Annotated in this window: 19 protein-coding genes; 12 read left to right on the top strand and 7 right to left on the bottom strand. The window is 72.8% G+C overall.

Features of this window, described 5'->3' with window-relative positions; translation table 11 throughout:
* Positions 1-27: 27 nt before the first annotated feature.
* Together AB0I15_RS37910 and AB0I15_RS37905 are read right to left on the bottom strand one after the other, a co-directional pair.
* Positions 28-216: a hypothetical protein gene (locus tag AB0I15_RS37910; protein WP_358106748.1), complete on the bottom strand. Its 189-nt coding sequence runs from the start codon at positions 214-216 to the stop codon at positions 28-30.
* A gap of 83 nt (positions 217-299) precedes the next feature.
* Positions 300-2,294, bottom strand: coding sequence for a heavy metal translocating P-type ATPase (locus tag AB0I15_RS37905; protein ID WP_358106824.1), 1,995 nt, complete (start codon positions 2,292-2,294; stop codon positions 300-302).
* Positions 2,295-2,420: 126 nt separating this feature from the next.
* On the opposite strand from AB0I15_RS37905, the gene AB0I15_RS37900 reads away from it, so the two are divergent.
* Positions 2,421-2,777, top strand: a complete 357-nt coding sequence (locus AB0I15_RS37900; protein ID WP_358106745.1) for a metalloregulator ArsR/SmtB family transcription factor — start codon at positions 2,421-2,423, stop codon at positions 2,775-2,777.
* A gap of 45 nt (positions 2,778-2,822) precedes the next feature.
* Here the strand turns inward: AB0I15_RS37900 and AB0I15_RS37895 are convergent, their stop codons facing one another.
* Positions 2,823-3,680, bottom strand: coding sequence for a helix-turn-helix domain-containing protein (locus tag AB0I15_RS37895; protein ID WP_358106742.1), 858 nt, complete (start codon positions 3,678-3,680; stop codon positions 2,823-2,825).
* Positions 3,681-3,756: 76 nt separating this feature from the next.
* On the opposite strand from AB0I15_RS37895, the gene AB0I15_RS37890 reads away from it, so the two are divergent.
* The 6 genes from AB0I15_RS37890 to AB0I15_RS37865 all read left to right on the top strand — a co-directional run bounded on the left by AB0I15_RS37890 (position 3,757) and on the right by AB0I15_RS37865 (position 8,720).
* Positions 3,757-4,602 carry an alpha/beta fold hydrolase gene (locus tag AB0I15_RS37890; RefSeq protein WP_358106739.1) on the top strand — a complete coding sequence of 282 codons (846 nt, stop codon included), beginning with the start codon at positions 3,757-3,759 and terminating at the stop codon, positions 4,600-4,602.
* An 18-nt stretch (positions 4,603-4,620) separates the two neighbouring features.
* The gene (locus tag AB0I15_RS37885) at positions 4,621-4,962 is read left to right on the top strand and encodes an FAD-dependent monooxygenase (RefSeq protein WP_358106736.1); all 342 of its coding nucleotides are present in this window, start codon (positions 4,621-4,623) and stop codon (positions 4,960-4,962) included.
* Complete coding sequence (locus tag AB0I15_RS37880; protein WP_358106733.1) at positions 4,890-5,294, top strand: hypothetical protein; 405 nt, start codon at positions 4,890-4,892, stop codon at positions 5,292-5,294. The genes AB0I15_RS37885 and AB0I15_RS37880 overlap by 73 nt, the downstream gene beginning before the upstream one ends.
* Positions 5,295-5,579: 285 nt before the next feature.
* Entirely contained in the window at positions 5,580-6,536 is a 957-nt protein-coding gene (locus AB0I15_RS37875) for a D-alanine--D-alanine ligase family protein (RefSeq protein ID WP_358106730.1), read from the top strand.
* Between the two features lie 5 nt (positions 6,537-6,541).
* Positions 6,542-7,918 (top strand): UDP-N-acetylmuramoyl-tripeptide--D-alanyl-D-alanine ligase, encoded by a 1,377-nt coding sequence (gene murF, locus AB0I15_RS37870; protein ID WP_358106821.1) that lies wholly within the window; start codon positions 6,542-6,544, stop codon positions 7,916-7,918.
* Positions 7,919-8,027: 109 nt separating this feature from the next.
* Entirely contained in the window at positions 8,028-8,720 is a 693-nt protein-coding gene (locus AB0I15_RS37865) for an aspartate/glutamate racemase family protein (protein WP_358106727.1), read from the top strand.
* A 22-nt stretch (positions 8,721-8,742) separates the two neighbouring features.
* Here the strand turns inward: AB0I15_RS37865 and AB0I15_RS37860 are convergent, their stop codons facing one another.
* Positions 8,743-10,752 (bottom strand): ATP-binding protein, encoded by a 2,010-nt coding sequence (locus AB0I15_RS37860; protein WP_358106724.1) that lies wholly within the window; start codon positions 10,750-10,752, stop codon positions 8,743-8,745.
* Between the two features lie 73 nt (positions 10,753-10,825).
* Positions 10,826-11,398: a D,D-peptidase/D,D-carboxypeptidase VanY-N gene (gene vanY-N, locus AB0I15_RS37855; protein WP_358106721.1), complete on the bottom strand. Its 573-nt coding sequence runs from the start codon at positions 11,396-11,398 to the stop codon at positions 10,826-10,828.
* A 200-nt stretch (positions 11,399-11,598) separates the two neighbouring features.
* Between vanY-N and AB0I15_RS37850 the strand changes: the two genes are divergently transcribed.
* Genes AB0I15_RS37850 through AB0I15_RS37840 form a run of 3 tightly spaced genes read left to right on the top strand, consistent with a single transcriptional unit; the run spans position 11,599 to position 14,196 of the window.
* Complete coding sequence (locus AB0I15_RS37850) at positions 11,599-12,273, top strand: response regulator transcription factor (RefSeq protein WP_358106718.1); 675 nt, start codon at positions 11,599-11,601, stop codon at positions 12,271-12,273.
* Between the two features lie 7 nt (positions 12,274-12,280).
* On the top strand, positions 12,281-13,711 hold the full coding sequence (locus tag AB0I15_RS37845) for a HAMP domain-containing sensor histidine kinase (RefSeq protein WP_358106715.1): 1,431 nt from the start codon (positions 12,281-12,283) through the stop codon (positions 13,709-13,711).
* Positions 13,708-14,196 carry a GerMN domain-containing protein gene (locus AB0I15_RS37840; RefSeq protein ID WP_358106711.1) on the top strand — a complete coding sequence of 163 codons (489 nt, stop codon included), beginning with the start codon at positions 13,708-13,710 and terminating at the stop codon, positions 14,194-14,196. The genes AB0I15_RS37845 and AB0I15_RS37840 overlap by 4 nt, the downstream gene beginning before the upstream one ends.
* Positions 14,197-14,257: 61 nt before the next feature.
* On the opposite strand, the gene AB0I15_RS37835 is transcribed toward AB0I15_RS37840, so the two are convergent.
* Complete coding sequence (locus tag AB0I15_RS37835; protein WP_358106708.1) at positions 14,258-15,055, bottom strand: NAD(P)-dependent oxidoreductase; 798 nt, start codon at positions 15,053-15,055, stop codon at positions 14,258-14,260.
* 148 nt (positions 15,056-15,203) lie between these two features.
* Between AB0I15_RS37835 and AB0I15_RS37830 the strand changes: the two genes are divergently transcribed.
* Complete coding sequence (locus tag AB0I15_RS37830; RefSeq protein WP_358106705.1) at positions 15,204-15,620, top strand: hypothetical protein; 417 nt, start codon at positions 15,204-15,206, stop codon at positions 15,618-15,620.
* Entirely contained in the window at positions 15,617-17,833 is a 2,217-nt protein-coding gene (locus AB0I15_RS37825; protein ID WP_358106702.1) for a tetratricopeptide repeat protein, read from the top strand. Before AB0I15_RS37830 ends, AB0I15_RS37825 begins: the two co-directional genes overlap by 4 nt.
* 61 nt (positions 17,834-17,894) lie before the next feature.
* Here the strand turns inward: AB0I15_RS37825 and AB0I15_RS37820 are convergent, their stop codons facing one another.
* Positions 17,895-18,482 (bottom strand): TetR family transcriptional regulator, encoded by a 588-nt coding sequence (locus AB0I15_RS37820; protein WP_358106699.1) that lies wholly within the window; start codon positions 18,480-18,482, stop codon positions 17,895-17,897.
* Between the last annotated feature and the right edge of the window lie 45 nt (positions 18,483-18,527).

Genomic DNA, 18,527 nt, shown 5'->3' with positions numbered 1-18,527 from the left:
CGGCCGGGACGTGGGGCGTGCTCACGGTCACTTGTAGGTCCACTCGGCCTTGCAGCGATACTTGCCGTCGAAGAACGTCGTACGGTAGGTGTGGTTCTTCCTCAGCGGGACACCACGGCTGTAGTGCGTCTGGCCGGAGCCCTTGTTGACCGACTCGCTCTTCATCCCGACGCCGTTCTTCAACTCCTTGAACTCGCCCGTGCGCCCCTTGGTCATGCGGCCCCAGGCGGCCGACGGTATGCCGGACGACGCCGGGGCTGCGGGCGCGGGCCGATCGCGCGGCGCCCGCCCGTGGGCCGTCAGTGGCCCCCGGCGGCGCGTCGCCAGGCGGCGTCGCGTAGCAGCCGCAGCCCGTTGAGGCCGACGATGACGGTGGAGCCCTCGTGACCGGCCACGCCGAGCGGCAGCGGTAGGTCGCCGAACAGGTCCCAGGCCACCAGCACGGCGATGAAGGCACCGGCGATGACGAGGTTCGCGACGACCAGGCGGCGGGCGCGGCGGGCCAGGGCGAGCACGGCCGGGACGGTGGCCAGCTCGTCGCGGGTGATGACCGCGTCGGCGGCGTCCAGGGTCAGGTCGGCGCCGGTGCGGCCCATCGCGATCCCGGCATGGGCGGTGGCCAGGGCGGGAGCGTCGTTGACGCCGTCGCCCACCAGCGCCACCCGCGCCTGGCGCCGCTGCAGTTCGCGTACCGCGTGCACCTTGTCCTCGGGCAGCAGGCCGGCCCGCACGTCGGTGATCCCGGCGTGGCCGGCCACCCGGGCGGCCGCGCCGGGGTTGTCGCCGGTCAGCAGGATCGGAGTCGTGCCGGTCAGGCCGGTGAGCTGCGCGACCGCGGCGGCGGCACCGGCCCGTACGCGGTCGGCCAGGCCGAACACCGCGACGGGACGCCCGTCCAGCAGCATCAGTACGGCGCTGTGCCCCTCCTGTTCGAGCTCGGCCACCGCCGCGCGCGCCCACCCGGCTTCACCGCCCGCGTCGCCGGACGCGGTCTCCGCCAGCAGATGGGCGGGGCTGCCGATCTCGACCACCTGGCCGCCGACCTGGGCGCGCACGCCCCGCCCCGGCAGAGCGGCGAAGTCGCCGGCCGGGGGGAGCGGCACGCCCTGGTGGTGAGCGGCGGCCACGATGGCGCGGCCCAGCGGATGTTCTGAGCCCTGTTCGGCGGCGGCCGCCAGCGCGAGCAGCCGCTCGGCCCGTGCGCCGCCGTCGTGGCCGCTCCCCGAGCCTCCCGCCGGGGCCGCCGGGGCCGCCGGGGTCGCCGGGGTCGGCAGGACGCGCAGGTGGGCCAGGTGCGGGCGGCCTTCGGTCAGGGTGCCGGTCTTGTCGAAGGCGACGTGGGTGACGTCGGCCAGTCGTTCCATCACCACGGCCGATTTGACCAGGACGCCGTTGCGGCCGGCGGTGGCGATGGCGGCCAGCAGCGGCGGCATGGTGGCCAGCACCACCGCGCACGGGGAGGCCACGATCATGAACGTCATCGCCCGCAGCAGGCTCTCCTGCACCGGCGTGCCCCACAGCAGGGGCAGCGCGAACAGGGCGAGGGTGGCGGCGACCATCACCACGGAGTAGCGCTGCTCGACCTTCTCGATGAACAACTGGGTGCGCGCCTTGGTGGCGCCGGCCTGCTCGACCAGCGCGACGATCCGGGCGATGACCGTCTCCGACGCCGGCCGGGTGACGCGTACGCGCAGCGCGCCGGAGCCGTTGACCGTGCCGGCGAACACCTCGTCGCCCGCCTGCTTGTCCACCGGCAGGCTCTCACCGGTGATGGTGGCCTGGTCGACGTCGCCGGCCCCGGCCACCACCTGGCCGTCGGCACCGATGCGCTCGCCCGGCCGTACCAGGATGACGTCGCCGACCCGCAGGTCGGCGGCGGCCACGACCTCCTCCCCGCCGCTGTCGCCGATACGGGTGGCCTGGTCCGGGGCCAGGTCCAGCAGGCCGCGCACGGAGTCTTCGGTGCGTTTGGTGGCGAGGGCCTCCAGCGCGCCGGAGGTGGCGAAGATGACGATCAGCAGGGCGCCGTCGAAGACCTGCCCGATCGCCGCCGCGCCGATCGCCGCGACGACCATCAGCAGATCGACGTCCAGCGTGCGCTCGCGCAGCGCCTTGAGCCCGGCCAGGCCCGGTTCCCAGCCGCCGGCGGCGTAGCAGCCCAGATACAGGCTCCACCACAGCCAGCCCGGCGCGCCGGCGAGCTGGGTCAGGCCGCCGGCGGCGAACAGCGCGGTGGCGGCGATCGCCCAGCGCACCTCCGGCAGCGAGCCGGCGCCGGAGCGCCACCAGCGCACCGGCCGGGAACTCGCCGCCGGAGGTGCGGCGGCTTCGGGCGTTCTCAGGTCTGTAATCACCGAAGCATCGTATATGCGTACATACGCAGATATGCAAGTAGCGAGGTTCGGGGATATGCTGATCCCATGCACAGCTCGCTGCCCGACTTCGACATGCCGAACGAGGAACAGGTGCACCTGGCCGCCGAGTCGTTCCGGCTGCTGTCCGACCCCACCCGCATCAAGATCCTGTGGGCGCTGCTGCAGGGGGAGTCATCGGTGGCCTGCCTGGCCGAGCTCGCCGACGCCGCCCCCACCGCGGTCAGCCAGCACCTGGCCAAACTGCGCCTGGCCGGGCTCGTCAAGGGCCGGCGCGAGGGCACCTTCGTCTACTACACCGCCGCCGACGAACACGTGCGGAAACTGCTCGCCCAGGGCCTCTTCCACGCCGATCACATCGACCGCGGCCAAGCCGATCAGGCACCCGCACACGCCGCTCCCTGACCAGGGCCGGCCCCGCCTGTCACGAAGCCGCAGCCCGACGACCGACTACCGGCGCGGGACGCCGGAGGCGGGTGTTCCGGGGCCGGTCCAGGCGATGTCGTCAACCGCCAGGAACGGCTCGCCGGCCACGGTCGCGGGAGTGACCCCGGTGAACGCCATGACGTCCCGATGCAGGTGGGACTGGTCGGCGTAGCCGCCGTCGGCCGCGACCCGGGCCGCGTCCTGTCCCGCGACCAGGCGGTGGGCGGCATGGTCGAAGCGGACCAGCTTCACGGCGCGCTTGGGCGGCAGGCCGATCTGCGACCGGAAGCGGGACCACAGCCGCTTGCGGCTCCATCCGAGTTCGGTCGCCAGCCGGTCGACCCGGACCAGGCCGCGGCCACCGACGATCCGGTCCCAGGCCCAGGCCACCTCCGGGTCTACCGGCGGCCCCGCCTCGCAGCGGCGGGCGAGCAGCGCGTCCACCAGCGCGAAGCGATCCTGCCACGACGCGACCTCGGCCAGCCGTTCACGGATCCGTGACACCTCCCGGCCCCACAGGTCGTCGAGGGCCACCACGGTGCCGTCCAGCTCGGCGGGGGAGGCGCCCAGAACCGCGCGTGCGATCACCGGGGACAGCCGCACCTGCACGCACTCGACGTTCTCACCCCGCGCCCAGACCGCGCCTCCGGACCCGAGCCCGGGCCCGGCGACGACGCTTCCCCGCTGCCGCCCCGCGGCACCGTCAAGGACGGGGGAGCCGGAGCCGAACTCCAGCAGCAGCGTCACGGCCGGGTGCGGGACCATCCGGAGTGCGTCCAGGTCACGGACACGGAACCCGGCCATCGTGACACCGGCCACCCGGCTGGGCCGCTGCGGGCACGCGACACCCCACACGGCCTCACCGTGGACGAACGTCCGCACGACCCCATGCTACGCGAGCCCGCTGAGGGAACATTCGTCCAATCCACCACCGCGCACCGGCCGCGACAGTGGCCTCATGACCATTTCTGACGGCGGACCGTACGTGAGCGACGGCGCCGAGACCACCGAGAGCTCGATCCTGTCTCTGGACGACGGCACCATCCACGTGTGCCAGGACGGCCCCCGCGACGCACCCGCACTCCTGCTCATCCACGGGTCCGCCGCCTCGGCCCGCTCGTGGGACCCGCTGGTTCCGCTGCTGACCGGATCGCATCGTGTCATCCGGATCGACCTGCTCGGCCACGGCCGGTCCGCCAAACCGGCCGACCGCAGCTACGAGATCCCCGACCAGGGACACCGGGTCGGCGCGGCACTGGACCGGCTCGGCGTCGAGCACGCCATCGTGGTCGGCCACTCCTCGGGCGGCTACACCGCCACGGCCCTCGCCGAGCAGCGGCCCGACCTGGTGACCGCGCTCGTGCTCATCAACACCGGACCCGGTCTGGGCGCCTACATCGCGCCGGAGTCCGCCGCCATCGGACCGTCGCAGTGGCCCCCGACCGACGAGCAGATCCGCCAGTTTGCGAGCACCGGTTTCAGCCGCCCGGGCTACCGGATTCCCCAGGAGCTCCTGGACGAAGTGCGCACGATGACCTACCACACCCTCACCATGACCATGAAGGCGTCCCTCGGCTACCTGGGGCGGCAGGAGCTCCCGGACCGGCTGAGGCCGCTCGGCAAGCCGCTGCTGGTGATCTTCGGCGAGGACGACCGGAGGTGGCGGTCCTCGTCGGCCGCCGACTACCGCACCGTTCCGGGCGCTCGGGTCGAGCTGCTGCCGGGCCTTGGACACTCGCCCATCCTGGAGGATCCCGCGCGGACCGCCGTACCCCTGCTGGCCTTCGCCGCGCAGGCGGACTGAGCGGTCAGAGACAAGGGCATGCTGATGCGGATACTCGTCTCCGGTGCCGGTGCCGGTGCCGGTGTCGCCGGTCCGGTGCTGGCGTACTGGCTGACCAGGCAGGGCTTCGCCGTCACCGTCGTCGAGCGCGCGCCGGCTCTGCGCAAGACCGGCGGCCACGCGGTGGACCTGTTCCGGCCCGCGATGAACATCTCGGCGAAGATGGGCGTGCTCCCGCGCGTCGAGGAACGGGCCACCGGCACGAGCCGGATGACCCTCCACCCGGAGGGCGCACGCCGTCCGTCCGGGTGGACCTCTCCAAGATCTTCGGCGACGAGTCCCGCCTCAGCGCCTTCATCGGGGCCCACCTCGGGGTGCTGACCCTGCCCAACGCCGCCGGCCTCGACGGCGAGCTCCTCGGCGTCGGCCGTACGGCCGGCATGTACGGCGCACGGCACCTCGGCGACGCGCGGGCGTTGTTCCTGTTCCGGAGCGAGCGCGAGCTCGACCACCACCACCGCGACGTGATCCCCACGTCCCGCCTCGGCGTCACGGGGCTGGCGCAGGGCGCCCGCCTGATCTCCGCCCTGCCCGCGGGACCCGGCCGCGCCCTCCTCCGCCTCACCACCAAGAGCGCCCGCCTGTGCAACTCCATGACCGTGGACGACTACCCGCCATCACCCCTCGCACCAGTGAGCGGGAGCTCGGTGTGAAGCTGTTCGCCCGCAGCCGGAGGGCACCGTCTTCGAGGAGCCGAGCTCCGCCGAGCGCCAGGTCGGCGACCTGCCCAGGACGGATCGGCATCATCCGGAGCGCCCGGGGATCGACCCGGTCGTGGCAGGCCGCCGGTGCGCTCCGGTCAGGAACTGGACAGCGAATGGCCTGGGAATCGGTCAGGCGAGGAGACGACACTCAGCAGGCCCTGCGACGGCGGACACCCCACCGCCGGCGGTGCCGTCTCCGTGCCCCTGAGAAAGACCGAGGAAGGCTGATCGATCGTGACTGAACGCGTGCGCGTGGCCGTGCTGGCGGGCGGCCCGTCCGCCGAGCATGAGGTGTCGCTGCAGTCGGCGCAGGCCGTGCTCGACGCACTGCCGAAGGATCGGTACGAGCCCGTCGCCGTCATCATCGACCGCCAGGGCAGGTGGCCGATGGAGCTGCGACGCGATCGGGCGGACGTGGTCTTCCCCGCGCTGCACGGGCCGTTCGGCGAGGACGGCGTCGTCCAGGGGCACCTGGAGACGCTGGGCATCCCGTACGTGGGCTGCGGCGTCCTGGCATCGGCCGTGGCCATGAACAAGGTCGCGATGCGGCGCACGTTCCTGGCGGAGGACATTCCGGTCACCCCCTATGTGTGGTTCACCGAGCACGAATGGCGCACCACCACCGACCCCTGGGGGCTGGTGAAGTCGCTCGACTGGCCGATGTACGTCAAACCGGCCGGCATGGGCTCCTCCATCGGCATCTCACGCGTCACCTCCATGGAGGAGCTGCGCGCGGGCGTGGAGCTGGCGCTGGCCCACGACCGGGTGGTCATCGTCGAGCAGGGCGTGACCGCGCGCGAGCTCATCTGCGGCGTGCTCGGCGGCCACGACACCCCGGACGCCTCGGTGCCCGGCGAGCTCATCGTGCCCGGCGACTGGCTCGACTACGAGGCCAAATACCTCAGCCAGGCCGAGATCGCCATCATCCCCGCCGAGCTGCCGGACCGGGTGGCCGAGAACGTGCGCGAGCTGGCGCTGCGCGCCTTCCGGGCGATCGACGGCTACGGCCTGTCCCGCGTCGACTTCCTCTACGAGGAGGACACGGGACGCCTGTACGTGCTGGAGATCAACACCATGCCCGGCTTCACCTCCCGTTCCGTCTACGCCAGGGCCTGGGCCGCGAGCGGGATCCCGTACCCGGACCTGCTGGGCCGCCTCATCGACCTCGCGTTCGCCAGGAGCGGCTCGTGATCCCCATGACGCTGAACGAGATCGCGCAGGTCGTCGGCGCGAGCCTGCATGACGTACGCGACCCGCGGGCGCTGGTGACGGCGCCCGCGGCGGTCGACTCCCGCGAGGTGGTGCCTGGCGGCCTGTTCGCCGCGACGGCCGGCGCCCGCGTCGACGGCCACGACTACGCGGCCGGCGCCATCGCGAGCGGCGCCGTCGCCGTGCTGGCGTCGAGGCCCGTCGGCGTGCCCGCCCTCGTGGTCGAGGACGTCCAGCTCGCGCTCGGCCTGCTGGCCAGGCACCTGCTCGAACACATCAGCCCGGCCGTGATCGGCCTGACCGGCTCCGTGGGCAAGACCACGACCAAGGATCTGCTGGCCCAGGTGCTCGAACGGCACGCCGCGACCGTCGCCACCGACAGGTCGTTCAACAACGAGCTCGGGCTGCCGCTCACCGTGCTGCGTGCCGACGCCACCACCCGATACCTGGTGCTGGAGATGGGGGCGGGCCGTAAGGGCGACCTGACGTACCTGACCGGGCTCGCGCCGCCCCAGGTCGGGCTGGTGCTCAATGTCGGCACCGCACATGTGGAGCGCATGGGGGCCGGGCCGGCCGACGTGGCCGCGGCCAAGGGCGAGCTGGTCGAGGCGCTTCCGGCGGACGGGTTCGCCCTGCTCAACGCCGACGACCCGTACGTCATGGGCATGGCCGGCCGCACCAGGGCCCGGATCCTGCTGTACGGCCGGTCGGCGGAGGCGCGGGTGCGGGCCGAGGACGTGCGGCCGGCGGGCCGCGCGCGAACCGCGTTCGAGCTGGTGACGCCCTCCGGCCGTGCCCCTGTCGAGCTCGACCTCATAGGCGAGCACCAGGTGAGCAACGCCCTGGCCGCCGCCGCCGTCGCCACCGCACTCGGCCTGGGCGTCGCCGAGATCGCCGAAGGGCTGACCGCCGCACGAAGGCGCTCGGCGGGCCGGCTGGAGATCGTCGAACGACCCGACGGCATCACCATCGTCAACGACGCCTACAACGCCAGCCCCGAATCCATGCGGGCCGGGCTGCGGGCGGTGACGGCCCTGGCGGGCGACCGCCGTACCGTCGCCGTGCTCGGCGCGATGGGGCAGCAGGCGGGCGCCTCCCGCGCCCGGCACGCGGAAATGGGCCGGCTCGTCGCCGACCTCCGCTTCGACGTGCTGATCGCGGTCGGAGCAGGAGACCCGCTCGCGATGGCGGAGGCGGCGGAGTCCTCGAACCAGGGCGTGGCCGTGCACACCGTCGAGGACGTGGCCGGGGCCACCCGGCTGGCCGCCGCGCTCGCCGAACCGGGAGACGTGGTGTTCGTCAAGGCCTCCAGCGAGATCGGGCTCGGCGCCTGCGCCCGCGCGCTGGCGGCGCCGCCGACCTGAGCGAAGCGGCAGCCGTTCCGGCGGAGGGAACGGCCGGACGGCCTCTGGTCTTCGACATGAGCAGGACCTCCGCCTGGCCTGCCCGCACAAGCTCACGAAACGGACTTCCATGCGCACTATCGGTCTCATCGGCGGGTTGAGCTGGGAATCGACGGTGATCTACTACCAGATCATCAACCAGCGGGTACGCGAGCGACTCGGCGGCAGCCACTCCGCCAACAGCCTCATCTGGTCGGTCGACTACACGACCGTCGAGGACCTCATCTTCGCCGACCGCTGGGACGAGGTGAGCACGCTGCTGACCGACGCGGGCGGGAAACTGGCGGATCTCGGCGCCGGCCTCCTGCTCATCTGCAGCAACACCTTCAGCCGGGTGAGCGACGACGTGGAGCGGGCCGTGAGCGTGCCCGTGCTGCACATCGCCGACGCCGTGGGCGCGGAGGTCCACGCCAGGGGGATGCGCAAGGTCGGTCTGCTGGGCACGCGCTTCACCATGGAGCAGCCCTTCTACCGCGACCGGCTCGCCGCGCACGGCTTCGACGTGGTCGTCCCGCGCCGTGAGCAGCGGGACCTGGTCCATCGCGTGATCTTCGACGAGCTGGTGCGCGGGGTGATCCGGGAATCGTCCAGGGACGCGTACGCCCGGATCATCGAGGACCTCGCGGACGACGGCGCCGAAGGCGTCATTCTCGGCTGCACGGAGATCGAGCTGCTGATCAGTGACAAGGACAGCGCCATCCCGGTCCTGCCGAGCGCCCGGCTGCACGCGGAGGCGGCGGCCGGGTTCGCGCTGGCCGGCTGACACACGCCCTCGGTCTGACGGCTCAGGTGGACCGGTACGCGCCGTACAACTCCCGGTGCCACAGGTCGGCGCAGACACGTTCGATGCCGGCGCTCAGATGGCGGCGGTAGGTGGTGAAAGGGAGGCCGAGCCGTTCCGCGGCCAGCTCCTGGGTGGGCGTGCCGCGGAGGAACGTGACGGACAGCGCCCGGTGGGACTTGACCGAGCGCGGATCCGCACGCAGGTCGTCGATCGCCTGACGGAGCAGGTCGCCCAGTGCCGTGGCCGGGTTCTGCCCGGCCCGCTCGGCGATCAGCCTGGTGCGCGTCAGCGGGGAGGCGGCCAGCGCGTCCGGCCGCGGCAACTGGCGCAACGCCTTGCGTACCGCCTCGGCGAACTCCGCCTGGGACAGCACCGCCAGCCGCGCGGCGCCCGGACCGCCGTCGGGGCCCGCGGCGCGCAGGTGGTGCGTCCGCTCCAGCCACGCCCGCGCCGGCACCGCACGCCAGTCATGAACGAGCAGGGTGTACGCGTCAGCCCCCGGCCGTGGTCGCGCGGAGATGTCACGCATCCCGTACCTTTGCCGCGCCTGGCCGGGATGCCGTACCTCGATGTACGACCATGCCAGCCGCTCGGCCCGCAGGCAGTCGCCGATCGCCCGCCACCGGATCACGTCCATCACCGGCGAGTTCCCGCGATACGGCGGCAGCACCCACTGCCGGCCGACCGCCAGATGCTCACCGGCGCGCAACGGCGTGGTGGCCCGCGCATGCGCCCACGCCGTGGCCACGACGGGATCGGCGGCCAGCTCCTCCTCGTCGAGCTCCGCCAACCGCAACCACGCGGTGAAGGCCACGGGCTCACCGGTTTCGGCCCGCCGATACAGCCGGAACGCCTCCGGCCGACGCTCCGCCCAGAAGGCGGCGCCCTCCGCGTCCTCCTCCGCCGCCGCCACCCGGAGCAGCGTGCCGAGGTCCTCCTGCCGCCACCCCTCCTCCTGGAACTCGCCCTCGTCGTGGCGGCCGTGGGGTGTCCCGTGGTCGCGACGCAGGTGGAGCAGCGCCGCCACCGCGCCGGGCACGTCCGTGTCGCTCGCCGTGCGCACCCTGTCCGCCAGATGCGCATGAACGCGGTCGTGCATCACCGTGTACCCCTCGGGATCGCGCCAGCGCAGGTCCACCTCCAGCAGCTCCCGCACCACGTCATGCGGGAACAGCCCGAGACGGCTCGACTCCACGAACGGCAACCGCCGCAACCACCGGAACAACGTCCCGGAGTCCTCCGGCAGGACCGCCCGCAGCAGGTCCTCCGTCGTCATGTACGCATGCGCGCAGATCTCCAGAGCACGCCGATGCGCCGCCGAAGGCGACTCGCCCACGAGCTGATCCAGCAACGCGGCCACCACGTCCTGAGGCGGTCTCCACCGCCTGCCGGCCGCGCCGTCCTTCACCGCCACGGCCGCCCCCAGGAGCAGCGCCAGCGGATGACCACCGGCGAAGGCCAGCAGCGGCCCGCGCGACTCGGCCGGCACCCCGCAGGTGTCCATCAGGGCCTGCGCGTCTCCGGGCCGCAGGTCGCGCAGCGGCAGCACCTCCAGCGCCCCGGCCCATCCCGGATCCGCCTGCCACCGCATGTCCGGCGGGTTTCGCCCCGCGATCACCACCAGCGCCCCCATGGGCACCCGCGGCAGGAACCGCTCGCGCAGCCAACCCTCCAGGCCCTGAACGCGTTCGAAGTCGTCGACCAGCAGCACCGCGTCCGCATCGCCAAGCACCGGCCCGGCCTCGGACGCCGCCGGCGACGGCTCCAGCACGCGCCCGTCCACCATGGACACCGGCCGCCCCGCCACCGCGGCCTCGTGAGCGAACCGGCGCAACAAGGCCGACTTCCCGATGCCGCCGGGGCCGTGCACGTACAGGACGCTGCAGCCGCCGCCGTACAACGCCGCGCTGAAAACCGCGAGCTCTTCCTCCCGCCCCACGAACGCCGTCTCGCGCGCTGCCTGCAGCCGCCAGCCCAGCGATCCGGGCTCGCCGGCACTCCCCGACGACATACTCCTGACCTCTCTCCGAACGCCTGAACGCCTGAACGTCTGGTCGAAACCGCTGGAGAACGCCCGGTCCGGGCTACGGCCGGTCCCCGTTCCCGATGACGTGGCGCACGCCGGGGTGGGGCCGTCGTGGTGGTGGCGTGCCGCGGCTGCCGGGGCGGTGTTCGAAGTGCCACCACTCGTTGTCGTAGATGCGGTAGAGGTCGTGGCGGGCGCCGTGTTCTTCCAGCCAGCGGGCGCCTTCGTGGGGGCGTACGTCGAGGGCGATGCCTTTGACGTGGCTGGATTCCGCCGGAGGGAGCACGAGCATGCGTGCCAGGCTCGGGGAGCCGGTGCGGCGTACCTCGTCGTCGAACATCCGTTGCTGGACGTGAGGGTCGCGGTAGCCGGAGGTGAGGCCGATGAGCTGGCCGTGACGCCAGAGCGCCTCGGTGCGCGCGGCGGTGAACGCGGCGAGGGCGCCGTCGGTGAGCCCGGTGAGGTCCTCGGCGGGGAATCGCATCCCCAGCGCCCAGTGGCAGGCCAGTTCGCGGGCGCGGCGGGGGTGGCGAACGAACGCCGCGGGCAGCAGGAGCACGGCGAGCAGCAGGGTGAGTGCGGCGTACAGCCGGTCTCGGGGCCGGGGTGGGATGGTGCGTGGTTCGTCCATGGCGAACCACGATCGGCGTCGAATGTGCGCGCGTCGTCCGCCGCATGTCACCGTTTGTCGACGGCCGCCACCGGCGCGAGCGACGGCGTGGCCGTGACACAACCATGACATGGCGCGGACGAGGCGGGGACACGGTCGGCCTACAGTGGATGAGGTTGACCGGCGGGCGAGTTACGGAGCGTGCGGTGAAACTCGGCGGCGTGTCGCGAGTGTTGTTGATCGAGGACGACCCGGCCGTGCGGGAGGGTCTTGAACTGGCCCTGACCCGGCACGGGCACCGGGTGTGCGCGGCGGAGTCCGGCGAGCGAGGGCTGGAGCGGCTGCGGGCGGACCTTCCCGACGTCGTCGTGCTCGATCTGATGCTGCCCGGTATCGACGGGTTCGAGGTCTGCCGCCGCATCCGCGCCGCCGGGGAGATCCCGATCATCATGCTGACCGCGCGCGGCGACGACATGGACGTGGTGGCCGGGCTGGAGGCGGGCGCCGACGACTACGTGGTCAAGCCGGTGCAGCCCAGGGTGCTCGAGGCGCGCATTCGCGCGGTGCTCCGGCGGACCGGCCGGGACCAGGCGGAGCTGGAGCGGCACGGAGACCTGACCATCGATCGGGCCGGGCTGGTGATCGCCAACCGCGGCGTACCGGTCAGCCTCGCCCCGACCGAGCTGCGCCTGCTGCTCGAGCTCTCCGGCACGCCGGGCCGGGTGCACAGCCGCCAGCAGTTGCTGGAGTCGGTGTGGGAGCACGGCTATTTCGGCGACTCGCGTCTCGTGGACGCGTGCGTGCAGCGGTTGCGCGCGAAGATCGAGGACGACTCGGCGGCGCCCGTCTACGTGCAGACGGTGCGTGGGTTCGGCTACCGGTTCGGGCCGCTGTGAGCGGCTGGTGACGCCTGAGCCGAGCCTGGGGCTGCGCGCCCGGCTGTTGTTCGCGTTCGCCCTGCTGTGTGTGGTCACCGCGGCGGCGGTGGCCGGCGGGATCTACGTCCAGGCCCGTAACGACATCCTGCAGCGGACCCAGGACGCCGCGGTGCACGCGATGAGGAGCCGCCTGGAGGTGCTCTTCCCGTTGCGGAATCCGGCGCCGGGCCCGGCCGAGCTCGGCGACATCGCCCGCACGGTGGCCGACGGGAACATCTTCGCGATCGCCTTCTACCAAGGGGCGCGCTCGCCGAGCCCCGTCGATCCCGGGCTGATTCCACGGGAGCTGCGGCGGAAGGTGGGCGACGGCGTCATCGCGTGGCAACGCGTGCTGTGGCGAGGCGCGCCCTTCCTGGTCATCGGCACGCCGTTGCTGATCGCCGAGCCGGGCCAGCCGACGCGGGCGTCCGGCATCGAGGTCTACACCGTGCGCAGCCTGCATGCCGAACAGCTCAGCATCGACGGGCTCGCCGAACGCGCCTGGCTCACCGGCGGGGCGGCCCTGGCGTTCGCGGTCGTCCTCGCGTTGCTGGCCACCCGCGGCGTGCTGCGCCCGGTGCGCGAGCTCGGCCGGGCCGCACGCCTGCTGGGCGAGGGCGAGATGGGCACCAGGATCGCGGTCAGCGGTTCCGACGAGCTGGCCGACGTGGCCCGCACGTTCAACAACACCGCCGCGGAGCTGGAACGGCACGTCAAGCAGCTCCGCGAGATGGAGGCCGACGCCCGCCGGTTCGTGGCCGACGTGTCCCACGAGCTGCGCACCCCGCTGGCCGCGCTCGCCGCGGTCGCCGACATCCTCGACGAGGAGGCGGCCCGGCTGCCCGAGCCCGCCGGCAGGGCCGCCAGGCTGGTCAGCCAGGAGACGCTCAACCTCACCGGGCTGGTGAACGACCTCATCGAGATCAGCAGGTTCGACTCCGGCGTGGCGGCCCTCGTGCTGAACGAGGTCGACGTGGCCGAGCTGGTGCGCTCGACCCTGCGTGCCCGGGGATGGTCGGAGCCGGTGCACACCGAACTTCCGGCCGCGGTGACGGCACGGCTGGACCCGCGCCGGGTGGACGTCATCCTCGCGAACCTGGTCGGCAACGCCCTGCGGCACGGCGAGCCACCGGTGTCCGTCCGGCTTTCCGCCGACCCGCACTGGATCGCCCTCGAGGTCCGCGACCACGGACCAGGGCTGCACGAAGCGGTGCTGCCGCACGTGTTCGACCGGTTCTACAAGGCCAACGAGGCCAGGACCAGGTCCGAGGGCAGCGGCCTGGGCCTGGCCATCGCGCGGGAGAACGCGCGCCTGCACCGAGGCGACCTCACCGTCACCAACGCCCCCGACGGTGGTGCCATGTTCACGCTGCGCCTGCCACGCTGGGCGCACGATCCGGACGGAGGCCCCGAATGAGGCTGCCCGGGCTCTCGCGCCGCGTGCTCGCCGCGTGTCTCGTATCGCTGGCCGCCGTGGCCGGCTGCGGGGTGCGACCCAGCGACGCCATCTCCGCGGGCGACCCGCCGAGCGGAGGCGTCGCGCCGACCATGATGATCACCCTCTACCTGGTCAAGAACGGCCGGCTCGACGCGGTGACGCGGCCCGGTGGCCGGCTCCTGTTCCGGGCCGACCTGCTCGCGCTGCTGGCAGACGGACCCACCATGAGGGAACAGGCCCACGGATTCAGCACCGAGGTCCCGCCCGGAGCCGACCCGTTCTCGGTGACCGCCAAGCCGGGCGGCCAGGTGGTGGTGACCCTGTCCACTCCGGCGGGCGAACTGTCCAGCCTGGCCGTCGACCAGATCGTGTGCACGACCGCCGCCACGGAACCGGAAAGCCCTCCCCAGGTCACCGTCGTGGGTGAGGGGCAGAGCGTCGGCCCCCGAAAATGCCCGGGATAGCGACCTGGCACGGCGACGGCTCGCCGCCGGGCCGCTCTTCGTCGAGGATGGCCGAGCTGTTTCAGAGGTGGTGGAGCGTGTATTCCGCGCCGGCGAACGCGCCGCCCTGCGGATCGTGCCCCGCTGCATCCCCTTCCGCCGGAATGCGCGATGCGAAGGCTTCCGCGTCGTCCACGGGCGTGTACCCCAGAGCCGACCCGGCGGCCAAATCCCAGAACCGGCGCGTGTTGGCGGAAACGGCATAGACGGCCGCGAAGTCGACGTCGGAGGCCGTGAGAGCGGCGCGGACGAAGCCGAGGCAGTCGCGCGGGCTCAGCCAGGTGGCCAGATGACGTCGGTCGGCCGGCGCGTCCTCAAAGCTCCCGATGCGCAGGCACACCACGGACAGGCCGAACTTGTCCGCGTAGAGACGCCCCAGTGCCTCGACCGCCACCTTGCTCACCCCATAGAGACCGTCCGGACGCGGCGGCATCTCGGCCGTGACGGTCGTCGAGACCGGATAGAAGCCGGTGAGCCGGTTGCTGCTCGCGAGCACGACCCGCCGCACCCCTTGCCGGCGCGCGCCTTCCAGCACGTTGTGCGTTCCCAGAACATTGCCCTCCAGCAGGTCCGGCAGCGGCGCCTCATCCGGGACCCCGCCCAGATGCACCACCGCGTCCGCACCCTCCAAGGCCGCCGTCACCGCCTCGGCGTCGCGCAGGTCGAACCGCCGCACCTCCTCGGCCGGCGACTGAGCGGCGAGGCCGACACGATCGACGAGCACCAAGCGTTGCGCGTCACCACGCAGACCGACCCGCACCACCGACCCGATCCGCCCGGCCGCACCGGTGACCACCACGGTTCCAAGACTCGTTCCCATGACGGCTACTCTGCCTCACGCCACCGACAACCTGGCCGCGGAAGGCCGCCGCCATGGGCAAGCTCCGCTGGAGTGGCTCGCCCTGCCTCACGGATGGTCTTTGCTTCTACAGTGGAGTCCTCGGGTCGTCCGCAAGGGGTGCTGCGCTATGGATCCAATCGTGCTGGCGGCGGCCACTGCCCTGGTCGGGGCGATGGCCACCGACGCCTGGCAACAGACCCGGACCGCGGTGGTGGCCTGGTGGCGCAGGTCGCGGCCGCAGGAGGCGGAGACGGTGCAAGCCGAGCTGGACGAGTCGCAGCCGCGGGTGCTGGCGGCCCGCCGACAGGCCGACGCGCACACCGAGCAGGCCCTGACCGGCCAATGGCAGTTGCGGCTGCAACGCCTGCTCGACGAGGACCCCGCGCTCGGCCCGCAACTGCGGCAACTGCTGGACGAGCACCTGGGCCCGGCACCGGCCGGCGACGAGGGCGCCCGCGTCCAGCACATCGTCATCAACGCCGAGGCTCGCGACAACGCCCGGCAGTACATCGCCGGCCGGGACCAGCACTTCGACCAGCGATGACGGCCGCCGCCGACGGACCGGACCAAGGGCCGGATGCGGGAGGCGCGGAGCGGACGCGCATCGACGCCGACGCCCGGGATCACGCGCAGCAGTACATCGCCGGCGAGAACCAGTACTTCCACACCACGACCGTGCTGCCGCCCCGGCCGCCGGCGCCGCCGTCGCGTCCGATCCGGCTGGCGCCACGACCGCCCCAACTGGTCGGCCGCGACGCCATCCTCGACCGCCTGCGCGAGCGTCTCACGGGCGCGGCCGACCTGCCGTGCCAGGTGGTCGTGTACGGCCTGGGCGGCGTGGGCAAGACCAGCCTGGTCCTGGAGTACGCCCACCGGTACCAGCACCACTACGGGCTGGTCTGGCAGATCACCGCCGAGGACGCCACGCTGGCCTCGATGTCCTTCGCCGCCTTGGCCGCCGTGCTCGGCGCCAGAGGCCGGGAGGACGCGAGCGACCCGGTTCATCAGGTGCACGCGCTGCTGGCGGCCCGCGGTGATCCCTGGCTGCTCATCCTCGACAACGTGCCCGACGCCGCGGCGCTGAGCCCGCTGCTGCCGCCGGGCGGCCCTGGGCACGTGCTGGTGACCAGCCGCGCGTCCAACTGGCCGCCCGGCCGAGGGCTGGAGCTGCCCGTCCTGGAGCCGCAGCCCGCGTCCGCGTTCCTGCTCGGCCGTGACGACCTCGGCCGCGACGATTTCGGCCGTAACAACCTCGGCCGTAACAACCTCGGCCATGACGATTTCGACCGTGACGACCTCAGCATGACCGACGAAGCCGCCGCGCTCGCCGCGTCGAACGCCGTGGTGACCGCACTGGGCGCGTTGCCGCTGGCGTTGGAACAGGCCCGCGCCTACATGGCGGCCACCGGCAGCAGCCTGACCGGCTATCTCGAGCTGTTGCACGACCGGCAGGCGGAGATCCTGGCACAGGGGGAGCCGTGGGGGTACGCGGCGCGGGTGGCCTCCGCGTGGCAGCTCTCCTTCGACCGGCTCACCGAGACCAGCCCGCAGGCGATCGCGCTGCTGCGGCTGCTCGCCTGCTACGCCCCCGACGCCATCCCCTACAGTCTGCTGCTGGCCGGCGACCACGACCACGGGGAGGCCGGCCTGGCGCGTGACCACCTGCCGCGCGGGCAGCTCGAGGTCAACGCCGCGGTCAGCGCCCTGCGCCGCTACAGCCTGATCGGCCGGCCTCGCGCCGGGCTGGTCTCGGTGCATCGCCTGGTCCAAGCCGTCACCCTGAACCAGCTCACCCCCGGCGAACGCGACCGCTGGCACCGGCACGCCGCGGCGCTGGCGGAAGCGGCCCTCCCCGCCGATCCCGACGACGCGCGCGACTGGCCGCGATTCGCGCAGCTCCTGCCACATGCCCGCAAGCTCCTGGACGCCCACACACCGGGCTTCCGGCTGCTGGCGTTCTACCTGGGAGCGAGTGGTGACTACCGCTCCGCCGGCCTGCTCTACCGGGAGGTCGCCGCCGAGCTCACCGCCCGCGCCGGTGCCGACCACCCCGACACCCTGTCCGCCCGCCAGGCGGTCGCCTGCCTGACGGGAGAGGCGGGAGACGCGACCGCCGCCCGCGACCGGCTCGCCGTCCTGCTTGCCATCCGCGACCAGGTGCAGGGGTCCGAGCACCCCGACACCCTGAGCAACCGGCACGACCTCGCCTACTGGACCGGGGAAGCGGGTGACGCGACCGCCGCCCGCGACCAGTTCGCCGCTTTGCTGCCCCTCTGCGAACGGGTCCGCGGGCCGGAGAACCCCCACACCCTCATCGCCCGGCACGAACTCGCCCGCTTCACCGGCGAGGCGGGTGACCCGGCCGGGGCCCGCGACCAGCTCGCCGCCCTGCTGCCCGCCGAGGAGGCGGCCCTGGGCGCCGAACATCCCGTCACACTGATCACCCGCCACGACCTCGCCCGCTTCACCGGCCAGGCGGGTGACCCGGCCGCCGCCCGCGACCAGCTCGCCGCCCTGCTCCCCGCCGAGGAGGCGGCCCTGGGCGCCCAGCACCCCCACGCGCTGATCACCCGGCACGAGCTGGCCCGCTTCACCGGAGAGGCGGGTGACCCGGCCGGGGCCCGCGACCAGCTCGCCGCCCTGCTCCCCATCCGCGAGCACGTGCTGGGCGCCGAACACCCGCACACCCTGCTCACCCGGCGCGAACGGGACGACTGGACGGCGGCGCACAGTCAAGGCACAGACGGCCGTTCCTGAAAGCCTGGTCGTCCCGGCCATCGCCGGCCCTGCGGCGGGCCCGTGTCCGCTCCGGGAAGCCTCAATCGGGCGCGACGGCGCGCCGCACACACTCGCGGAGCAGGGCACGGCGCTGGTCATGGACGTCGGAGGGTTCCCCGGCCGTCGCCGCGTAGACGTTGCTGACCGGTGACCAGGCCATGGACATGGCGATGACCATGGCCATCACGTCGAACGGGTCTCCCTTGCGCACCCGGCCGGCGGTCTGGGCTTCGGCGATGGCACGCAGTTTGTGATCGTCGAGCCGGTCATGGCCCTCCACGAGGTGGCCGGTCGGCCGGCGTTCCAAGCGCGCCCAGGTGGCCAGCCGGATGAGGTCGGGACGGCGGAGGTATTCGTCGTAGAGGCGTACGGCCCAGTCCGCGAGGTCGTCGGCGTCGATCGGGACGACATTGACGATCCGCTCCAGCGAGCCGAAGAAGATCGCATCAAAAAGCTTCTCCTTGTTGCCGAAGTAGGCGTAGAGCTGGGCCTTGTTGGTGCTCGCAGCGGACACGATCCGCTCGATGCGCGCTCCGGCGATGCCGTATTGGGCGAACTCCCGGGTTGCCGCGTCAAGAATGCGCTGGTAGGTCGCGGCTCCGCGCGTGGTCAGGGGCTGGTCCGCCATGCTGACGAGCGTACCAAACAGAACAGTTGGTTTGCCGAACAGGTG

Source organism: Nonomuraea sp. NPDC050643, from assembly GCF_040654715.1.
In the GTDB taxonomy this organism is placed as follows: domain Bacteria; phylum Actinomycetota; class Actinomycetes; order Streptosporangiales; family Streptosporangiaceae; genus Nonomuraea.
The sequence above is the reverse complement of the archived record's forward strand: the minus strand, read 5'-3'. Positions and strand labels throughout refer to the sequence as shown.

Bases quoted from the DNA above. Each gene is read 5' to 3' on its own strand.
- AB0I15_RS37865 (WP_358106727.1), top strand. From the start codon at position 8,028: ATGCGCACTATCGGTCTCATCGGCGGGTTGAGCTGGGAATCGACGGTG.
- AB0I15_RS37830 (WP_358106705.1), top strand. From the start codon at position 15,204: ATGGATCCAATCGTGCTGGCGGCGGCCACTGCCCTGGTCGGGGCGATG.
- AB0I15_RS37910 (WP_358106748.1), bottom strand. From the start codon at position 216: ATGACCAAGGGGCGCACGGGCGAGTTCAAGGAGTTGAAGAACGGCGTC.
- vanY-N (WP_358106721.1), bottom strand. From the start codon at position 11,398: ATGGACGAACCACGCACCATCCCACCCCGGCCCCGAGACCGGCTGTAC.
- AB0I15_RS37820 (WP_358106699.1), bottom strand. From the start codon at position 18,482: ATGGCGGACCAGCCCCTGACCACGCGCGGAGCCGCGACCTACCAGCGC.
- AB0I15_RS37900 (WP_358106745.1), top strand. From the start codon at position 2,421: ATGCACAGCTCGCTGCCCGACTTCGACATGCCGAACGAGGAACAGGTG.
- AB0I15_RS37885 (WP_358106736.1), top strand. From the start codon at position 4,621: ATGCTGATGCGGATACTCGTCTCCGGTGCCGGTGCCGGTGCCGGTGTC.
- AB0I15_RS37835 (WP_358106708.1), bottom strand. From the start codon at position 15,055: ATGGGAACGAGTCTTGGAACCGTGGTGGTCACCGGTGCGGCCGGGCGG.
- AB0I15_RS37840 (WP_358106711.1), top strand. From the start codon at position 13,708: ATGAGGCTGCCCGGGCTCTCGCGCCGCGTGCTCGCCGCGTGTCTCGTA.
- AB0I15_RS37860 (WP_358106724.1), bottom strand. From the start codon at position 10,752: ATGTCGTCGGGGAGTGCCGGCGAGCCCGGATCGCTGGGCTGGCGGCTG.
- AB0I15_RS37890 (WP_358106739.1), top strand. From the start codon at position 3,757: ATGACCATTTCTGACGGCGGACCGTACGTGAGCGACGGCGCCGAGACC.
- murF (WP_358106821.1), top strand. From the start codon at position 6,542: ATGACGCTGAACGAGATCGCGCAGGTCGTCGGCGCGAGCCTGCATGAC.
- AB0I15_RS37825 (WP_358106702.1), top strand. From the start codon at position 15,617: ATGACGGCCGCCGCCGACGGACCGGACCAAGGGCCGGATGCGGGAGGC.